14 protein-coding genes are annotated in these 17856 nt (G+C 57.9%); 7 read left to right on the forward strand and 7 right to left on the reverse strand.

What is annotated here, in order from left to right; all coding sequences use genetic code 11:
• Positions 1-38 precede the first annotated feature (38 nt).
• Positions 39-2321 carry a choice-of-anchor F family protein gene (locus T9A_RS05850; protein WP_052042532.1) on the reverse strand — a complete coding sequence of 761 codons (2283 nt, stop codon included), beginning with the start codon at positions 2319-2321 and terminating at the stop codon, positions 39-41.
• Positions 2322-2519: 198 nt separating this feature from the next.
• Here T9A_RS05850 and T9A_RS05855 point away from each other — a divergent pair, with 198 nt between their 5' ends.
• On the forward strand, positions 2520-3803 hold the full coding sequence (locus T9A_RS05855) for a pyridoxal phosphate-dependent aminotransferase (RefSeq protein WP_035245959.1): 1284 nt from the start codon (positions 2520-2522) through the stop codon (positions 3801-3803).
• Positions 3804-4091: 288 nt separating this feature from the next.
• Positions 4092-5501 carry an aldehyde dehydrogenase gene (locus T9A_RS05860; protein ID WP_035245961.1) on the forward strand — a complete coding sequence of 470 codons (1410 nt, stop codon included), beginning with the start codon at positions 4092-4094 and terminating at the stop codon, positions 5499-5501.
• Positions 5502-5559: 58 nt separating this feature from the next.
• Here the strand turns inward: T9A_RS05860 and T9A_RS05865 are convergent, their stop codons facing one another.
• Together T9A_RS05865 and T9A_RS05870 are read right to left on the reverse strand one after the other, a co-directional pair.
• Positions 5560-6831: an ABC1 kinase family protein gene (locus T9A_RS05865; RefSeq protein ID WP_052042533.1), complete on the reverse strand. Its 1272-nt coding sequence runs from the start codon at positions 6829-6831 to the stop codon at positions 5560-5562.
• Positions 6832-6974: 143 nt separating this feature from the next.
• On the reverse strand, positions 6975-7742 hold the full coding sequence (locus tag T9A_RS05870; RefSeq protein ID WP_035245963.1) for an outer membrane protein: 768 nt from the start codon (positions 7740-7742) through the stop codon (positions 6975-6977).
• A gap of 246 nt (positions 7743-7988) precedes the next feature.
• Between T9A_RS05870 and katG (T9A_RS05875) the strand changes: the two genes are divergently transcribed.
• Both katG (T9A_RS05875) and T9A_RS05880 read left to right on the forward strand, forming a co-directional pair.
• The gene (gene katG / locus T9A_RS05875; protein WP_035245965.1) at positions 7989-10157 is read left to right on the forward strand and encodes a catalase/peroxidase HPI; all 2169 of its coding nucleotides are present in this window, start codon (positions 7989-7991) and stop codon (positions 10155-10157) included.
• Between the two features lie 184 nt (positions 10158-10341).
• Positions 10342-10917, forward strand: a complete 576-nt coding sequence (locus T9A_RS05880) for an NUDIX hydrolase (protein WP_035245967.1) — start codon at positions 10342-10344, stop codon at positions 10915-10917.
• 88 nt (positions 10918-11005) lie between these two features.
• On the opposite strand, the gene katG (T9A_RS05885) is transcribed toward T9A_RS05880, so the two are convergent.
• On the reverse strand, positions 11006-13252 hold the full coding sequence (gene katG / locus T9A_RS05885) for a catalase/peroxidase HPI (RefSeq protein WP_035245968.1): 2247 nt from the start codon (positions 13250-13252) through the stop codon (positions 11006-11008).
• A gap of 262 nt (positions 13253-13514) precedes the next feature.
• On the reverse strand, positions 13515-13721 hold the full coding sequence (locus tag T9A_RS05890) for a cold-shock protein (RefSeq protein ID WP_035245969.1): 207 nt from the start codon (positions 13719-13721) through the stop codon (positions 13515-13517).
• Positions 13722-13994: 273 nt separating this feature from the next.
• On the opposite strand from T9A_RS05890, the gene T9A_RS05895 reads away from it, so the two are divergent.
• Together T9A_RS05895 and T9A_RS05900 are read left to right on the forward strand one after the other, a co-directional pair.
• Complete coding sequence (locus tag T9A_RS05895; RefSeq protein WP_035245971.1) at positions 13995-14597, forward strand: lysophospholipid acyltransferase family protein; 603 nt, start codon at positions 13995-13997, stop codon at positions 14595-14597.
• 188 nt (positions 14598-14785) lie between these two features.
• Positions 14786-16048 carry a glutamate carboxypeptidase gene (locus T9A_RS05900; protein WP_035245973.1) on the forward strand — a complete coding sequence of 421 codons (1263 nt, stop codon included), beginning with the start codon at positions 14786-14788 and terminating at the stop codon, positions 16046-16048.
• 161 nt (positions 16049-16209) lie between these two features.
• On the opposite strand, the gene T9A_RS05905 is transcribed toward T9A_RS05900, so the two are convergent.
• On the reverse strand, positions 16210-16662 hold the full coding sequence (locus T9A_RS05905; RefSeq protein WP_156964842.1) for a hypothetical protein: 453 nt from the start codon (positions 16660-16662) through the stop codon (positions 16210-16212).
• A gap of 348 nt (positions 16663-17010) precedes the next feature.
• Here T9A_RS05905 and T9A_RS17015 point away from each other — a divergent pair, with 348 nt between their 5' ends.
• Entirely contained in the window at positions 17011-17097 is an 87-nt protein-coding gene (locus T9A_RS17015; RefSeq protein WP_232222028.1) for a YHYH domain-containing protein, read from the forward strand.
• Between the two features lie 218 nt (positions 17098-17315).
• On the opposite strand, the gene T9A_RS05910 is transcribed toward T9A_RS17015, so the two are convergent.
• Positions 17316-17804 carry a hypothetical protein gene (locus T9A_RS05910; protein ID WP_052042537.1) on the reverse strand — a complete coding sequence of 163 codons (489 nt, stop codon included), beginning with the start codon at positions 17802-17804 and terminating at the stop codon, positions 17316-17318.
• Positions 17805-17856: the final 52 nt, after the last annotated feature.

Here is a 17856-nt window from a genome sequence, read left to right on the forward strand (position 1 = left end):
TGAATGGGGGGGCGAAGTGAATGGTCGTTGCCTTGATATCAACATGTCTGGTGTTCCCTTTTTTCTTTATTGTTTCTGCGTCGAACAAAGAGCAGGCCAGCTAGAGGAAGAATCAGTGCTCCCAGCGATCCGCCATTTGAGGATGAATCCATGTATGACGCGCTATCGAAAGGATCGATAACAGGTTCGTCTACACGAATGGTAATCAGGGCGGAATTTGAAACCTTGCCATCGACGGTCACGGTATAGGTGAATCTGTCGGAGCCAGAGAAATCATCGCCGGGTGTGTAGGTGATGCTGTTGTCTGTTCCCACAACAGCCGAACCGTTAAGTGGGGGGTTGTTAATGCTGACGGTGATGGTAATGGGGGAGCCCTTGTTCATATCATCATTTGCCAGCACATCCAGAGTTACCGGAGTCTCCTGGAATGTCACTGCAAAATCATTATTGGCAATGGGCGCATCTGGTATTGGAGTCGCCTGGATATTAAGGGTCACGGTTGCGGTGTTTGACTCATTACCGCCAACTGCAGTGATGCTGTACTCGAAAGTGTCGATCCCATAAAAGTCCACGTCACCGGTATAGATGATGGTGTTTTCCAGAGCAGGATCAGAGCCAGAGTACACCTCGGCCGTGCCGTTGGCAGGCGCGGACAAGATATTCACCGAGGTAAGATCTGCAGGCTCAATAGGCCTCACATTCATGTCGGCAATCTTGAATAGATCATTGCCGAGAACATTGATCGCTTCGGTAATGTTTTCTTCCGTAGTTCTGACATCGTTGAGTGCAATAGGCGTGTTGTCGTTACCAGGCAAATAATCGGCCAGGCTCGGAGCATTGCTTGCCAGCGGAGTGGATGGATCCATGTCATCGTCAATCATCCAGTCAGGCGATTCCGTACCGGCAACATCACCGATGACCTGAGAAACCGAGTTTGCTGTGACCCGCAATGTGATGGAGTCCAGTTTCAGTTCACCATTTTCATCCATCAGTTTTTCACCAATGAAGATGAAAATATCAGTATTCAGGCCTGATAAATCATCGCTCAGGAAGCTGTCAAAACGGATTATCTGTTCGCCGGGAGCTTCGCCCAGTTCCAGACCCAAAAGTTGTCCTGCCCACTGCTCCAACAGGTTGTCTGGAATGATGGTGTAGTTGTCCGGCGTGGTGGCGGGGTCGCCGTCTATTCCGGCGCGACCAGAGCGCCAGTTGGTGCCGTCCCAGATGGCGTGTATTTTTTCAGACTCTCCGCCAACATCATTGGTGTGATATTCCCCGATAACAGTTGGCAGCAGTGAGTCAGGCAGCATGTAACCCAGCATGTTGCCTGGCAAGGCCACGCCCTGGGCGCTGGATACATCAAAGTAATTCGGCGTGATTGACCCGATTCGCCCATCAACAATGGTCAGACCGCTGTCGATGACAGAGCTTTTCTCAATACCTGCGGCAGGAATTTGGGGTGGAAGAAAGCCCGCGGCAGCATGGTCCAGGAACCCGGGCTCAAATCGGTCGCGACTACCGTCATCAAACATTTTTGGTGAAAAAGTGGCAAAGCGAAGAGGGTTCCAGACCCTGATGTCTGGTGCGCCGGTTTCCCCTTCGAGAAACTCACGAGGTACCATTGTGCGCATTTCAAACGAAACACCGTCGTCTTCATAGTTCAGGGGCTGGAACGCATCGCCCAGGCCGGTGCCTATTTCGAATTTGAAGCTCGCGATGCGTTCATCTGTGTTGTTGATGATTTTCTGGATGACACGATAGATGCGTCCAATATCGTATGTGCTTCTGAATGCAGCCAGTTCCTCGCCACCATCAGTGGCAGGATCCTTGATGCCTTTGTAGCGGATGTCCTTGATGCCGAGATTGAAGACCAGATCAACCGGCACATCACTTTCCGTCAACTCAAAGAAATACCGTTTGGAGCTTCCCTCCTCGTCACTACAGGTCTTGGGCAGTACAACACCAAACTCTTCACTTTGTAGCTCGCCGGAAGCCATGATGCAGTTATTGGTGGGGAAGTCGAAATCATCGGTTACAACCTGCAGGCCCGGTGCGCGGCCGCTACCGTTATCCAGTTCCCAGTAAATAGCGGCAACGCTGTCGACACCAGGATCATCCTTTGCGGCAGCGGATTGATACACATGGCTCTTGGCAGTCGCACCGGTCATGCCATCAATGGTGTGGATATTGATATCGCTCCAACCGGTTAATTGTGGAACGGGCAAATCAACGTAGGTGTTCGGCTCAGTGATGGGCTCACCGGCAAAGCCATTTGGGCTGGTCAGAGCGGCAGCAAGAGCTGTGGCTATCAATTTTTTCATGAGGCAGGCTCGGCAGGGTGCATGTGAAAGTAACCTAGTATTGGTTATAAACTTATAGCCAATACGCATATTGATCTGTGTCAATAAACCCTGGGGAAACGGTCATTTCCCGGGAACTTGGTCCTTGCTTGTGGCTCCTTTGCCATGTTCCGCCTTGTGCTCTAGTGTCAAAGGCAGAATTGTTGGTGGGGAAGTCGTATGCCGTTTCAGCCCGATGTACACCTCAACCTGAATGTCCGAGGCATGGGGGTGTCTGCCACTCTGGCGATCAATGAGCGCAGCAATGCCCTGCGTCAGCAGGGGCGGCAGGTCTATAAGCTGGGGCTGGGTCAGTCGCCGTTTCCGGTGCCGCCCTCGGTAGTGGAGGCGTTGCGTGAGTTTGCCGGCGAGAAGGATTATCTGCCGGTCAAAGGCCTACCGGCGCTGCAGGAGGCCATTGCCAGCCATCTGGACCGCGAGCACGATGTGGCCTTCCGGGGCGAAGACATCATGATCGGGCCGGGCTCCAAGGAGCTCATGTTCATCCTGCAACTGGTCTACTACGGCGACCTGGTGATCCCCACCCCGAGCTGGGTGTCCTATGCGCCCCAGGCCAGCATCATCGGCCGTCGAGTGCACTGGCTGCCTACCCACCGACACAATAACTGGAAACTGAGTGCCAAGAGTCTGGATGCCCTGTGTCAGCGTGATCCGGGTCGTCCCCGGCTGGTGATCCTCAACTATCCAGCCAACCCCCATGGCTATACCTTCACCGACGACGAGCTGCGTGATATCGCCGAGGTGGCGCGCTATCACCGGCTGATTCTGCTTAGTGACGAAATCTACGGGCGCACCCGCTACGACGGGCAGCACCGCTCCATCGCTCGCTATTACCCGGAAGGGACCATTATCAGCGATGGCCTGAGCAAGTGGTGTGGTGCTGGCGGGTGGCGTTTGGGTGCCTTTGCCTTTCCGCCCAACCTGTCCTGGCTGCGCGATGCCATGGCCACCGTGGCCAGCGAAACCTACACCTCGGTGGCGGCGCCGATTCAGCATGCGGCAGTGAGAGCCTTTCAGGGCGGTGCCGACATTGACGACTACCTGTTTCAGTCCCGGCGTATTCTCAAAGGGCTGGCGCGTTATCAGGTGGAGGCCTATCAGCAGGCCGGGCTGGATCTTGCCATGCCCGATGGCGCCTTTTACCTGTTTCCGGATTTCAGTCCGTTGGCAGAGCGCTTGCACCAGCGGGAGATTCACGACAGCACCGCCCTGTGTGAAACCCTGCTGGAAGACACCGGCGTTGCCACCCTGCCCGGGGAAGCCTTCGGCCGCCCGGCCGGGGAGCTGACCTTGCGTCAGGCGTTTGTGGATTTCGATGGCCAGGCGGCGCTGGCGGGGGCGGCAACGGTGCCGGCGGAACAATCCCTCGGTGATGATTTCCTGCGGCAGTATTGCGGCAACTGCACCACCGCCATGGACCGCATCGTGGACTGGCTGGCGTAGCGTTTCCTCGTTCCGTTGGAGCTATGCTTGCATGGCGAACTGGTTTGCGCTGATCGCCTTCGGCGGTTCGCCATGCAAGCATAGCTCCTACAAAAAAACCATTCGGTATATATGGAAGCGGGACATGTATGTCCTGTTTGTTTAAGTGACAGGAAAAATATCTTTTTTCGCCACTTTCTGATTGTTTTGGTCAGGTTGATTGCCCGCTTTGTATAGAGCCGGGGCGCTACCCATGGAACACTCGTTTCCCCAACCCTTGCGGTTAAGCGAATAACGAGGAGGCGAGTCATGGGTGCGGTATTGGACAGTGAAAACCTGAAGCAGTCACAAAGCTGGGCCGGTGCGGCGGTAGAGCTGCAGCGGCGGTTTTTCGAAACCGGTGCCACCCGCAGCTATGACTTTCGGCTGCGCCAGCTTACGAAATTGAAAGACGCCATCGTGAAATATCAGGAAGAAATTCAGGATGCGCTCAAGGCGGATATTGGCCGCCCGCCATTCGAGGCCTATATCGAGATCAGCACCGCCATCGAAGATCTCAAGCACACCCTGAAACATCTGAAAAGCTGGATGAAGCCGAAAAAAGTGGGCACATCAATGTGGGCCCAGCCCGGCCGTAGCCGCATCGAGTCCACACCACAAGGGGTGACCTTTTTGCTCGGTCCCTATAACTACCCCTTCCTGTTGCTGGTTCAGCCTCTGATCGGTTCCATCGCTGCCGGTAACACGGCCATTCTCAAGCCATCGTCACTGAATCCCACCGTGGCGAATGTGATCGAGAAGATGATGAAGGAGTGCTTCAGCGATGAATACGTGGCGGTATTCAAGGGCAGCACCGAAGTGACCAATGCGTTGCTTGAAGAACGCTTCGATCATATCTTCTTTACCGGCAGCCCCCGTGTCGGCCGTATCGTGATGGCGGCCGCCGCGAAGCATCTTACCAAGGTGACCCTGGAACTGGGCGGCAAGAGCCCCACCATCGTACACAAGGACGCCAACCTGAAAGTGGCGGCCCGGCGTATTCTCTCCGGCAAGATGCTCAACGTGGGACAGACGTGTATCGCGCCGGATCATGTTCATGTCCATGCGGATATCCGCGATGCCTTTGCAAAGGAAATGGTGGAGACCCTGCGCGAGTTTTACGGTGATGAACCGAGCCAGAACCCGGACCTGGGCCGCATGATCAACGATCGGCATTTCGATCGGGTGGCCGCACTGATCGACAAGGCCAAGGTGCTGGTGGGTGGTCAGACCGATGCGGGGCAGCGTTACATCGCGCCGACCCTTCTGAAAGATGTCTCCATGGATGATGCGATCATGCAGGAGGAAATCTTCGGCCCGGTGTTACCCATGCTGACCTACTCCACCCTGGAAGAGCTGATCGTCAACCTGAAGAAACTGCCAGAACATCCGCTGGCGTTATATTTGTTTACCAGTAGCGATCAGGTGGAGCGCCAGGTGCTGGACAACACCCAGTTCGGTGGCGGCTGTATCAACAACACGGTCATGCATGTGGCCAATCCCAACCTGCCATTTGGCGGCGTGGGTGAAAGCGGCATGGGGGCCTATCACGGCAAGAATTCATTCGATGCTTTCTCCCACAAGCGCAGCATCCTCAAGGCCACCACCCTGTTCGATATCAAGTTCCGCTACGCGCCTTACAAGGACAAGGTGAACATGCTCAAGAAGATGATCAAGTAACGACTGGCGCCGTTTTCGGTGCAGTTCGCCTCAGGCGAACTGCATCGCAGCGATCGGTTTAACGAGCACCAAAACCACCCCAGGAAAACGGAATTTGGTAGCGGGTCATCAGACCGCCCACGGTGATCAGCACCCGCACCATAGCCACGAAAGAGTCCGGCATCACCAAGCGCAGGCGACGGAATTCATCCAGCAGGGTGCGCAGATTATCCGCCAGGGTGGCATCGGTATCCTGGCGGGCAGAGACCAGTGCTGCCGACAGTTTTTCCAGCCGCTCCTCGGTGAGCCCGCCAAAGCCGGCGGCTTCGAACAGGGGTAGCAGTGGCCCGTCGCCCATGCCCAGCAAGCGCATCAACAAGGCGGTGTAGTGCTGGCGATCCTCGGCGGCCACGTATTCCACGGCACCAAAATCCAGTACCGCCAGATCGCCGTCCGGGGTGACGATAAAGTTGCCCGGGTGTGGGTCTGCATGGAACAGACCGAACTCCAGCACCTGCTGCATCATGCTGGCCTGTAAACGCTCCAGCAGCGGCCTGGCCTGCTCTTCGTCCTCACGCAACAATGTGGAAAGACTCTTCCCCTCGATCCACTCCGTTACCAGCATCTGCGCACTGCACAGGGTCGGATAGACCCGCGGCACCTTGATGCCCGGCAGGTGTGGCAGTTCGCTGAAATCCTGCATGTGTGTCATTTCCAGTCGGAAATCCAGCTCCCGTTCGGTGGTGGTAATCAACTGGTTGATGATCTGCTCCACATCCACTTCGCGCAGCAGTGGTTTCAGCGCCTTGGCCAGCAATCGCAGCGCGGCGGCATCTTCGGAGAACTCTTGGCTGACCCGGGGTTGCTGCAGTTTCACGGCCACTTCGGCGCCGGATTTCAGGGTGGCGTTATGTACCTGGGCGATGGAAGCCGCGGCCATGGGGATGATATTGAAGGCGCTGAAAGAGTCCGCCCAGTCATGGCCAAGCTGGGCTTTCAGCCAGGGCTGGATGTCATCGAAATGGGCTTTCGGCGCGTTTTCCCGGAGGTGGGAAAAGGCGTCGATATAGGGCGCAGGCAACAGGTCCGGGCGGCAACTGAGAAACTGGGCAAACTTGATCCAGGCGCCGCCGTTGTCGCGAAACAGGGTGGCCAGGCTGGCTGCCACATCCTCATGAAGAGGCTGCAGCGCCTGCTCATCGCCACTGCCCAGCACCTTGCGATGTTTCCACACCACTTTCTGCAGGCTGGCGGCAGTGGCCAGTACCCGCTTGTAGCGGCCACGGGCGTTCCACAGCATGCGCGTGGTTTCACCGAGGCGCTGGGGCTGGTTGGGCGTGGTCGATTCCATGGGGGATCCCTGTGCCAATACGATATTGGCAGCATAGCAAAGGTGCTCTGACTATGTGCGAAATCAGGGAAGGCAGAAAAGATGGGCCCCGTCCTGATTGCTGGAGGGGCCCATACCGCTGCTAGAAAGCAGCGAGGAGAGGTTTAGAACTTGTAAGCGGCACCAAGCTCAAGGGTTTGCCGGACGACTTCAATTGTCGCGTCTGCTCCTAAACTTGAACCGCTTTGGGCGGGAATGGCAGTAAAGTCGAAATCGCCATAATCGGTGTAACGATATTCTGCTCTCAGAACCAGGTTATCAGAGAGGAAATGTTCCGCCCCAATACCTAGTGTCCAGCCGTCCATGCGTTCGTCATCACTGAAACGTTGAAATCCATCAGACGGGTTGCAAACGTTGGTGTCGGCCGGGCAGGTGCTGGTCGTTTCGACTTCAAGCTGGGATACGCCAAGGCTGCTGTACACCATGGTGTTGTCATGCAGCATGTACCCGCCGCGAAGGCTAAGGCCCAGCGCCAAGTCGTCAGTCTCGACTTCAGAAAAACTGGTCGGGTTGGAGTTGGGGTCTCCCAGCCCGGGGATACGATTGCGGATCTCGTCACTGGCATCAGTCTGCACCGCGGAGAATTCCGCGCCCAGCACCCATTTCCCCTGACCAACCACCCAGTTATAGCCAGTAAAGAGGCCATAGCTGGCATTGGAATCATCCAGTGATTCGGTGGTGTCTGATGAGGGAGCGATAACACTACCGTTGGGGGCTAGTGTTAGGTTGGTTTTCCAGTCCATATCCGTGGTCTGGTAACCGAGCGTTGCGCCAGCGTAAAACCCGCCAGGGCCGGTCTCAGCCATGGCAGGTGTTGACAGGGCGGCAATTGAAAGCGCGCCGGTCATGGCAAGCAGGTATTGTTTTTTCATTGGTTCCTTTCCCCTTTTTTGTAGTCCAACTGCCATTTTAATCGATATGCCACTATTTGTGTAAGTGCTGAATGGCGCATCTAATGCGGGAACGTTAGCCGGGGAAAGCCTGTATTGACGCACTTGCGTTCGTTTTTAATAAAAACTATCACCTCATTTGGCAAACTAAACTGGCCAATCCGGCATCAAAAGGACTACAACAGAGTAACAAATACGCCGAACCCACCTACAAGGAAGGAGAGCGCTATGACAGAGAGTAAATGTCCGATTAACCACGCAGCAGGTGGGGGGACGACCAACCAGGATTGGTGGCCCAACCAGCTGCGTCTGGACCTTCTCAATCAGCATTCCGCCAAGTCCAATCCCATGGATGAAGGTTTTGATTACGCCAAGGCATTCAACAGTCTTGATCTCGCTGCGGTGAAGAAAGATCTGGATGCGCTCATGACCGACTCTCAGGACTGGTGGCCGGCGGATTTCGGTCACTATGGTGGTCTTTTTGTTCGCATGGCCTGGCACAGTGCTGGTACTTACCGCATCGGTGATGGTCGTGGCGGCGGCGGCCGGGGTCAGCAGCGTTTTGCGCCGTTGAATAGCTGGCCGGACAACGTGAACCTGGACAAGGCCCGTCGCCTGCTGTGGCCGATCAAGCAGAAGTACGGCAGCAAGATTTCCTGGGCCGACCTGATGATTCTGGCCGGTAACGTGGCGCTGGAATCCATGGGTTTCAAGACCTTTGGTTTTGCCGGCGGCCGTGAAGATACCTGGGAACCGGACAACGACGTCTACTGGGGTGCCGAGCAGGGCTGGCTGGATGGCGACAAGCGCTATTCCGGTAAGCGCGACCTGGAAAACCCGCTGGCCGCGGTACAGATGGGCTTGATCTACGTGAACCCGGAAGGCCCGGACGGCAACCCGGACCCGAAGGCCGCGGCCCATGACATCCGCGAAACCTTTGCGCGTATGGCCATGGACGATGAGGAAACCGTCGCGCTGATCGCCGGTGGTCACACCTTCGGCAAGGCTCACGGTGCGGGCGACCCGGAAAAAATCGGTCCCGACCCGGAAGCGGCAAGCCTGGCGGAACAGGGCATGGGCTGGCGCAACCCGGTGGGCACCGGCAAGGGCGACGACACCATGGGTGGCGGCCCGGAAGTGACCTGGAGCCAGACGCCTACCCAGTGGAGCAACTACTTCTTCGAAAACCTGTTTGGCTATGAGTGGGAGCTGACCACCAGCCCGGCGGGTGCCAAGCAGTGGGTAGCCAAGAACGCAGATGAGGTTATTCCTTACGCCCAGGACAAGAGCAAAAAGCACAAGCCGATGATGCTGACTACGGACTTGTCGCTGCGTTTTGATCCGGACTACGAAAAGATTTCTCGGCGCTTTTATGAGAACCCTGAGGAATTCGCCGACGTGTTTGCCCGTGCCTGGTTCAAACTGACTCACCGTGACATGGGCCCCCGTGATCGCTACCTGGGCCCGGAAGTGCCCAAGGAAGAGTTGATCTGGCAGGACCCGGTGCCGCCCGTGGATCATGAGCTGGTCAACGACCAGGACATTGCTGCTCTCAAAAGCAAGATCCTGGAGTCCGGCCTGTCCGTGGCTGAGCTGGTATCCACTGCCTGGGCGTCTGCTTCCACCTTCCGGGGTGGCGACAAGCGTGGCGGCGCCAATGGTGCCCGTCTTCGTCTGGCCCCGCAGAAGGACTGGGAGGTAAACCAGCCACAGCAGCTGGCCAAGGTGCTGAAGACCCTGGAAGGCATCCAGAGCGACTTCAATAGCGGCAGCAAGAAGGTGTCGTTGGCAGATCTGATCGTACTGGCCGGCGGTGTCGGTATCGAGAAAGCCGCCAAGGATGCCGGGCAGGCCATCACCGTGCCGTTCACTCCGGGGCGGACCGATGCCAGCGAGGAGCAGACCGATGTGGCGTCCTTCGAGCCCATGGAGCCGGCGGCGGATGGTTTCCGCAACTACCAGAAAGGCCCGTTCAGCATCGGTGCGGAACACCTGCTGGTGGATCGGGCGCAATTGCTCACCCTGACTGCGCCGGAGATGACGGCACTGGTGGGTGGTCTGCGCGTATTGGGCGTCAACCATGACGGTAGCCAGCACGGTGTGTTCACCGACAAGCCGGGCACCTTGAGTAACGACTTCTTCGTCAACCTGCTCGACATGGGGACGGAGTGGAAAGCTACCTCCAGCGATGAAGAAGCGTTCGAAGGTCGTGACCGCGACAGCGGCAAGGTGAAGTGGACCGGAACCCGGGTGGATCTGGTATTCGGTTCCAACTCAGTCCTGCGGGCCCTGGCCGAAGTGTATGCCTGTGCCGATGGTCAGGAGAAACTGGTCAACGACTTCGTGGCCGCCTGGACCAAGGTGATGGACCTGGATCGTTTTGATCTGAAGCAGTGATCCATCGCTTGTCAGTCAAAACGGTGCGCTGGAAACAGCGCACCGTTTTTTTTGTTGGAGCCTTGTTCACAAGGCGAAAGGGGTTTGATTGATGCCGGATCATTCGCCTTGTGAACAAGGCTCCAACGGCAGATGTTTGATCCTGATGGTATTCTACGTGGAGTTATTGCTACCGTGAGCCGTCATGCCATCCCTGAGCTGGCTACAAAAATATCGCCCGCAAAAGTTGCCGTTCCGGCGCCACGTTACCCGTGCCTCGGTGGCGCTGATCTACCGCGGGCCCCGTTCGCGTGATGGGGAGCTGTTCTTTATTCAGCGGGCCCGCCGCGATGGCGACCCCTGGTCCGGCGACATGGCCTTTCCCGGCGGACGCCTGGAGCGCAGCGATACCTCCAGCCGCCACACCGCCATGCGCGAAACCCTGGAGGAAACCGGGCTGGATCTGTTTCGCCAGGGCGAGTATCAGGCGCGGTTGTCGGATCTGCTCACCCGCCACCACAGCCGCTGGAGTCCCATGGTGGTGACGCCTCATGTGTTTGCCTGGCAGGGCGACCACAGGGTTTCGCTCAACCATGAAGCACAACAAGGCATCTGGATTCCCCTCGATTACCTGAGCAATCCGGCACACCGTTCCACGCTGCAGATCCGCACGCCGGTGGGGAAAATGACGTTTCCCTGTTGTCGGTATCAGGGCTACTGCATCTGGGGGTTGAGTTACAGCATGCTGCAGGAGTTTTTGAGAAAGCGCGGGGCGGGATAACACAAAAAAACGGCGGTGCTTGTGGCGCCGCCGTCGGGTTCTGGGTGCCGGCGCGGCCTTGTGAGCCTGCCGGCGTTGCAGGGCAGGATCAGAAGCGTACGCGGTCCAGGTTCATGACCTTGGTCCAGGCGTCGACAAAGTCCTGCACGAACACGTCATCGTTATCGTTGAGTGCGTAGTACTCGGCCACCGCACGCAGTTCTGCATTGGAGCCAAAGATCAGGTCCACCGGGGTGGCGGTCCATTTCTGTTCGCCGCTCTGGCGATCCATGCCTACATACAACCCTTCATTCTCTGCGGACGGCTGCCATTTCGTGGACATGTCCAGCAGGTTGACGAAGAAGTCGTTGCTCAAGGTGCCCGGCTTGTCGGTGAACACGCCGTGGTTGCTGCCGTCGGCATTGGCGCCCAGGGTGCGCATGCCGCCTACCAGCACTGCCATTTCCGGCACGCTCAGGGTCAGCAGGTCCGCCTTGTCCACCAGTGCATCGGTCGGGGCCAGGTGGCTGTCCTTGCTGAAGTAGTTACGGAAGCCGTCGGCTTTCGGTTCCAGCACCGTGAAGGAATCCACATCGGTGAGTTCCTGGGTGGTGTCGGCGCGACCCGGCGTGAACGGTACTTCGATGTCGTAACCGGCATCGGCAGCGGCCTTCTCGATGGCGGCGGCGCCGCCCAGCACGATCATGTCCGCCAGGGATACCTTGCTACTGCGGAACAGGCCGCCTTCATTGAAGTCGGCACGGATTTCCTCAAGGGCAGCCAATACCTTGTCCAGCTCGTCCGGGTTGTTTACCGGCCAGTCGCTCTGCGGTGCCAGGGCCACACGGGCGCCGTTAGCGCCACCGCGCATGTCGGAACCACGGAAGGTAGACGCGGACGCCCAGGCGGTGCGGATCAGCGCCGGTACCGTCAGGTCGGACTCCAGGATCTGTGCTTTCAGATCCTCGGCCTGCCCGGCGGAAATCAGCTTGTAGTCCACCTCGGGGATCGGGTCCTGCCAGCTGAGGGCTTCAGACGGGACGTCCGGGCCCAGGTAGCCCTCGCGGGGCCCCATGTCACGGTGGGTCAGCTTGAACCAGGCGCGGGCGAAGGCGTCCTCGAAGGCTTCCGGATTTTCATGGAAGCGCTTGGCGATTTTCTGGTAGGCCGGATCTTCTTTCAGGGCGAGGTCAGTGGTGAACATGATCGGCGCGTGGCGCTTGCCTTCAATGTGGGCGTCAGGCACCAGGTTGGCGGCCTGGCCATCGGCGGGTATCCACTGAGTGGCGCCAGCCGGGCTCTTTGTCTGCACCCACTCGAAACCGAACAGGTTGTCCAGGTACTGGTGGGTCCAGGCCACCGGGTCTACCGACCAGGCGCCTTCCAGGCCGCTGGTGATGGTGTCGGCACCCTTGCCGGTGCCGCAGTTGTTTTTCCAGCCGAAGCCCTGTTCTTCAATGGCAGCAGCGGCAGGTTCGGCTTCCAGGCATTTTTCCGGCTTGTGGGCGCCGTGGGCCTTGCCGAAAGTGTGGCCACCGGCGATCAGCGCCACCACTTCTTCGTCATTCATGGCCATGCGACCGAAGCTTTGGCGAATGTCCTCGGCGGCCAGCAGTGGGTCCGGCTTGCCATTGGGGCCTTCCGGATTCACGTAGATCAGGCCCATCTGAACCGCGGCCAGAGGCTTTTCCAGCTCCCGGTCACCGCTGTGGCGCTCGTCGCCCAGCCATTCGGTTTCCGAGCCCCAGTAGGTAATGTCTGCTTCCCAGTCATCCACGCGGCCACCGGCAAAGCCATAGGTTTCGAAGCCCATGTCTTCCATCGCAATGGTGCCGGCCAGCACCATCAGGTCGGCCCAGGAGATATTGTTGCCGTATTTCTGTTTGATCGGCCACAGCAGGCGGCGGGCCTTGTCCAGGCTCACGTTGTCCGGCCAGCTGTTGAGCGGCTCGAAGCGCTGTTGGGCGCCACGGGCGCCGCCGCGACCATCATGAATCCGGTAGGTGCCGGCGCTGTGCCAGGCCATGCGGATGAAGAGCGGGCCATAGTGGCCGTAGTCCGCGGGCCACCAGTCCTGGGAATCGGTCATCATCTTGCGCAGGTCGGCTTTTACCGCTTCCAGATCCAGCTCGGCAAAGGCGTCGGCGTAGTTGAAGTCGGGGTTCAGCGGGCTGGATTTTTCAGCGTGCTGACGTAGCGGGCGAAGGTCCAGGGTTTCCGGCCACCAATACGGGCTGGCCATGGGGGAGCGGGCGGGACTTTTCTGATAATGGGGGTGGCCAATGGGGCTGGCCGTGAGTGTGGCTGAGGCGGCGAAGGCAATGGCCGCCGCCAGGGTTGCAGTCTTTATTCTCATGGTGTGCTCTCCTCTTGGTTGTTTCTCGCAAGGCACCAGAAAAATATAGACGTTACTCATTTATGACAGGAATGCTGGTTTCCTATGGCTGGCATCAGGAAAGCTGATAGGGGGGTGGGGAGTTGTTGCAGTCATGTCAGCCCAGTCACCATGCAGGCATGGCTCCGACAGGGTGTCGGTCTGGGGTGGTTCAGGCGAAAAAGCACATAAAAAAAGGGCGCGTCCCGAAGGACGCGCCCTTTTTTGTTACCGGAACTATCGCTTACAGAGCGACGATGTTCTCAGCCTGAGGACCTTTCTGACCTTGAGTCATGGTGAACTCAACTTGCTGGCCTTCGGCCAGGGTCTTGAAGCCAGAGCCGGTGATGGCGCTGAAATGTGCGAACACATCCGGACCACCTTCCTGCTCGATAAAACCAAAACCTTTAGCTTCGTTGAACCACTTAACGGTACCTTTCACTGTAGACATAATACTAATCCTGAAAATAATGATGTTTCGCCGGTTAAGGCTTGTGTAGCTGAAAAACGGAACTTGGACTTGTGGACTGCAGGACGAGTTATACGAATAAAACAGCGAAATGTAGTACTTGATTCAAGCGTGATTTTTTAGCTATTGGTTACGTTACAGAGGTCGCCAGCCCCTGTCCAGCTAAATTTCACTACCAACCGTCGGATCGGGTGACAGCTGCCGGAGCAGGGCGCTAATCCGATATACTCCCGCTTTGTCACAGCGGAGCACCTAATGAGTCACCACACGGATGACCACAAACGCCGGGTTCCCCTGGGCCAGCTGGTCGCCCAGACCCTGCTGCGCCTCACCGGCTGGCGGGCGGGGCCCTTCCCGGACATCGACCGGGCCGTGATCGCCGGCGGCCCGCATACCTCCAACTGGGATGGTGTGCTGGCCCTGGTGAGCCGCTCTGCCTTGCAGCAGGACGTGAACGTGATGATCAAGCACAGCCTGTTCAAGGGCCCACTGGGCTGGCTGCTGCGCAAGCTCGGCGCCATGCCCATTGAACGCGGCAAGGCGGGTGGCATGGTCGAGCAGACCGTGGCGCAATTCCGCCAGCGCGACAAGCTACTGATCGCCGTCACCCCGGAAGGCACCCGCAGCAACGCCGAGCAATGGAAGCTGGGCTTCTACCACATCGCCAAGCAGGCCAACGTGCCGATCATCCTGGCCCTGGCGGACTACAAGGCGAAGACCTTCTCCTTCCCGGTGGTGATTTACCCCAGCGACGATATGGAAGCCGATCTGCAGCAGATCTATGCCCACTTCGCCAGCGCCACCCCGAAGCACCCTGGCAAACTGTCTGGGCCGGTTCGGGCGCATTACGGGAAGTAGGCGTTGAATGCCTGATGCTGTCGTCTGCCTTCTCTGCGTCCCCTTGATGGCAGCGCCCTGGATGAGCCTCCGGAATAGAGCCGGGACATTGACGTAACCTTGGTGCTGCCAGAATTACGCTGATTTACTACGCAGGACTCACTCAGCAGGCGGGCTCGCGCCTGGAATGGCAAGGAAGAGGCATTGAGATGAAAGGAATGAAGCGCTTTCTGTTTATTGGCCTGGCAAGTCTGGTTTGCATGGGGTGTTCGGATTCTTCCCCCTCTGCCGACAGTCTGCTTGAGGTGGCCCAGAAGCAGGAGGCCGGCGTGATTCAGTCGCTTGAAGACATGGTGCTGATCGAATCCGGCTCTGATGATCTGCCGGGGGTGGCCAGGATGGCGGACTACGTGGAGAAGCGATTACGCAAGCTGGATGCAAAGGTCTCCCGCATCAAAACCACCACCGGCACCGCGGATATCATCAAAGGCACACTGAGTGGCAATGGCGCTCTGCGCATCATGCTGATTGCCCATACCGATACGGTGTATGCCAAAGGAATTCTGGAAAGCGAGCCGCTATATCGCGAAGGCAATCGTCTCTATGGTCCGGGCGTGGCGGACGACAAGGGTGGCATCGCGGTGATTTTGCATGCCCTGGATATTCTCAGAAAGCAGGGCTGGCAGAATTACGAGCAGATCACCGTGCTGTTTAACCCGGACGAAGAAATCGGCTCCACCGGCTCCGGTGAGATCATCGCCGACGAAGGGGCCAGCCAGGATGTGGTGCTGTCGTTTGAGCCCAGCCCGGCCAGGGCGATGCTGGGCGCTGACGGTGTGCTGCTCGGGGCGGCGGGCACGGGGCAGGCTGTAATGACGGTAGAAGGGCGAGCCGCTCATGCCGGCTCCGCCCCGGATCAGGGCCGCAATGCATTGCTGGAGCTGTCTCACCAGCTACTGCAGACTGAAAAAGTCGCGGATGATATGGACGACGCCCAACTGAACTGGACCACCGCCCATGCCGGGCTCAAGCGCAACCAGATTCCGGCTGACGCGCAAGCCTCCGGTGATGTGCGAATATTCAGCGAGGAAGCCGGTGAACGATTGCTGGCAGCGCTGAATGAAAAAGTCAGTGAGAGCCAGCTTGTGCCGGATACGCAAGTGAGTGTGCGCCTGGAGCCGGGCCGTCCACCTTATATGGCGGGCGAAAAAGGCATCGCCCTGGCGCGCAAGGCGCAGGCGATCTATGGCGAACTGGATGGCCGCAAGCTGATCTTGATCCCGCGCACCTTTGGCGGCACCGACGCCGGCTATGCCGGCCGCTCCGGCAACCCGGCTGTGCTGGAGAGCCTGGGCCTGGCCGGCTGGGGCTACCACGCCAAAAATGAATACATCGAAATCGATTCCATCGTACCCAGACTGTATCTGGCATCCAGATTGATGATGGAGCTGGGGGACGAGTACGCGCAGTAACGAGTACCTGCATGGCGCGGCATCTTTGCTGTGATCAGAAAATGCCGTGTGTTGGCTAGTCAGAGGCGTATCGGCACGGACGTTGCCTTGTCTATTCACCATCAAGACTGATCGGGGAGCTCACTAAGTGGGGTTCTCCGCTATCACGTTGTTCCTTTCAGCTAACCTTGGTCTCTGCGCCTGGGTTTCACCGTTCCCTGTGGCCTGCTCGGCTTGCGCCACAACTGCACGCCACCGGGAATCAAATGCCCGGCCACCACATTCATAAACCAGATCAGCCCCTTGGGGTTGCCGCTGAGCCGGATCTTCCGCTGGCGCATGCCGGTGACAAAGACGCGCTGGTTTTTCAGTAACTGGATCAGCGTTGCTGTCCCGTACTCCGCATCGTGAAAGCTCACGGTAACATGGCATCGGTCACGCAGGCCGGGGCCGCTGCGGACGCGATTTTCGGTGAAATGAAACCAGCGAGCGATGCGGCCGTCATGGGTGCGCCACAGCATCAGGGTATTGCGTCGTTGCAGCGCCCTGCGAAAGACCGGATTGCGCCAGGCCAACCAACGCAGGCGCAAGCTGACAAACAGCATGATCAGCCAGAAACCCATGTTGTGTTTCATTCTGGCAAGCCGTTGCCGCGCAGCAGAGTAAGCCCTGGATAAGGAAGGTGGTGTCATTATTATTCGGCAGGCACGTTATGGTTGATGAACCTTGGCAGCTGGATGCGGTTGGCTAAAGGTGGCGAGTGTCAGGGGCTTTAGCTTGGTGGTTCGTAGCGGGTTAGCTCAGGGCCTGATTAGTCGTTTTCCCTAAGTGGCTGCCCCTTTTCCTTTCTAGTAAACAGCAAAAGGCTGACATTCTGGTCAGTTATTGTCCTTGATGGTTGTGAGAGGCAGTATGGTTGGATAATAAACCAAGGGAAGGTAATGACTATGAAGAAGGTAATGGCCGCTATTGCTCTGATTATGATGGTCTCTGGCACCGCACTGGCTCACTCCGGCGGTACTGACGCCAACGGTTGTCATGCAGGGAAAAAACCATATCACTGCCACTGATTTTCGGTGCGCGATAGTTTCTTGGTATCGCGCCACTACTCTTCCTTTCGGATGTCATCTGGGGTAACCGTGTTTTCGGTCTGCTTCGGAGGTTTTTGCGTGTCCCTTTTTCCGCTGCAGGATTATGGGAAATGGGAGGCCTGACCCCCGTGAGCCTGTGCGCGATAGCTTCCCGGCTATCGCGCGATACTCCCACTTCCCCCGTTGTGATTGTCTAGTTACTGCGCGCCCCTGTCTTCCCGCCGGGCCTTGGTTCGCGGTCGCCATATCTGTACGCCGCCCGGGACCAGGTATTCAGAGACGGTTTTGAACCAGAGTAGTCCCTTGATATTGCCGTTGAGCCTGATCTTTCCCTGACGCATGCCGACAAAAAACAGCCGCTGATCGTCCAGCAGCTGGATTAGAGTCGTTGCCCCATAGTCGGCATCCCTGAAGCTCACGGAAATATGGCAACGGTCGCGCAGGCCGGAGCCGCTGCGAACGCGATTGGGGCCGAAATGAAACCAGCGAGCGATACGCCCGTCATGGGTGCGCCACACCATCATGATGTTTCGCCGTTGCAGTTCCTTGCGAAAAGCCGGGTCGCGCCATGCCAGCCAGCGCAGACGCAGGGCGACAAACAGCAGGATCAGGCGAAAGGCCAGGTGATGTTTTCTCCTGGCCAGCCATGCACGGGAGCGGGTGGTGAGTCGCGGGGCTGGTGGCATTCTTGTTCTGTGGGTTTGTTGTGGTGAGCGAACCTTAGCAGCTGGAGCAGGG

Source organism: Alcanivorax jadensis T9, assembly GCF_000756655.1.
Classification (GTDB): Bacteria; Pseudomonadota; Gammaproteobacteria; order Pseudomonadales; family Alcanivoracaceae; genus Alcanivorax; species Alcanivorax jadensis.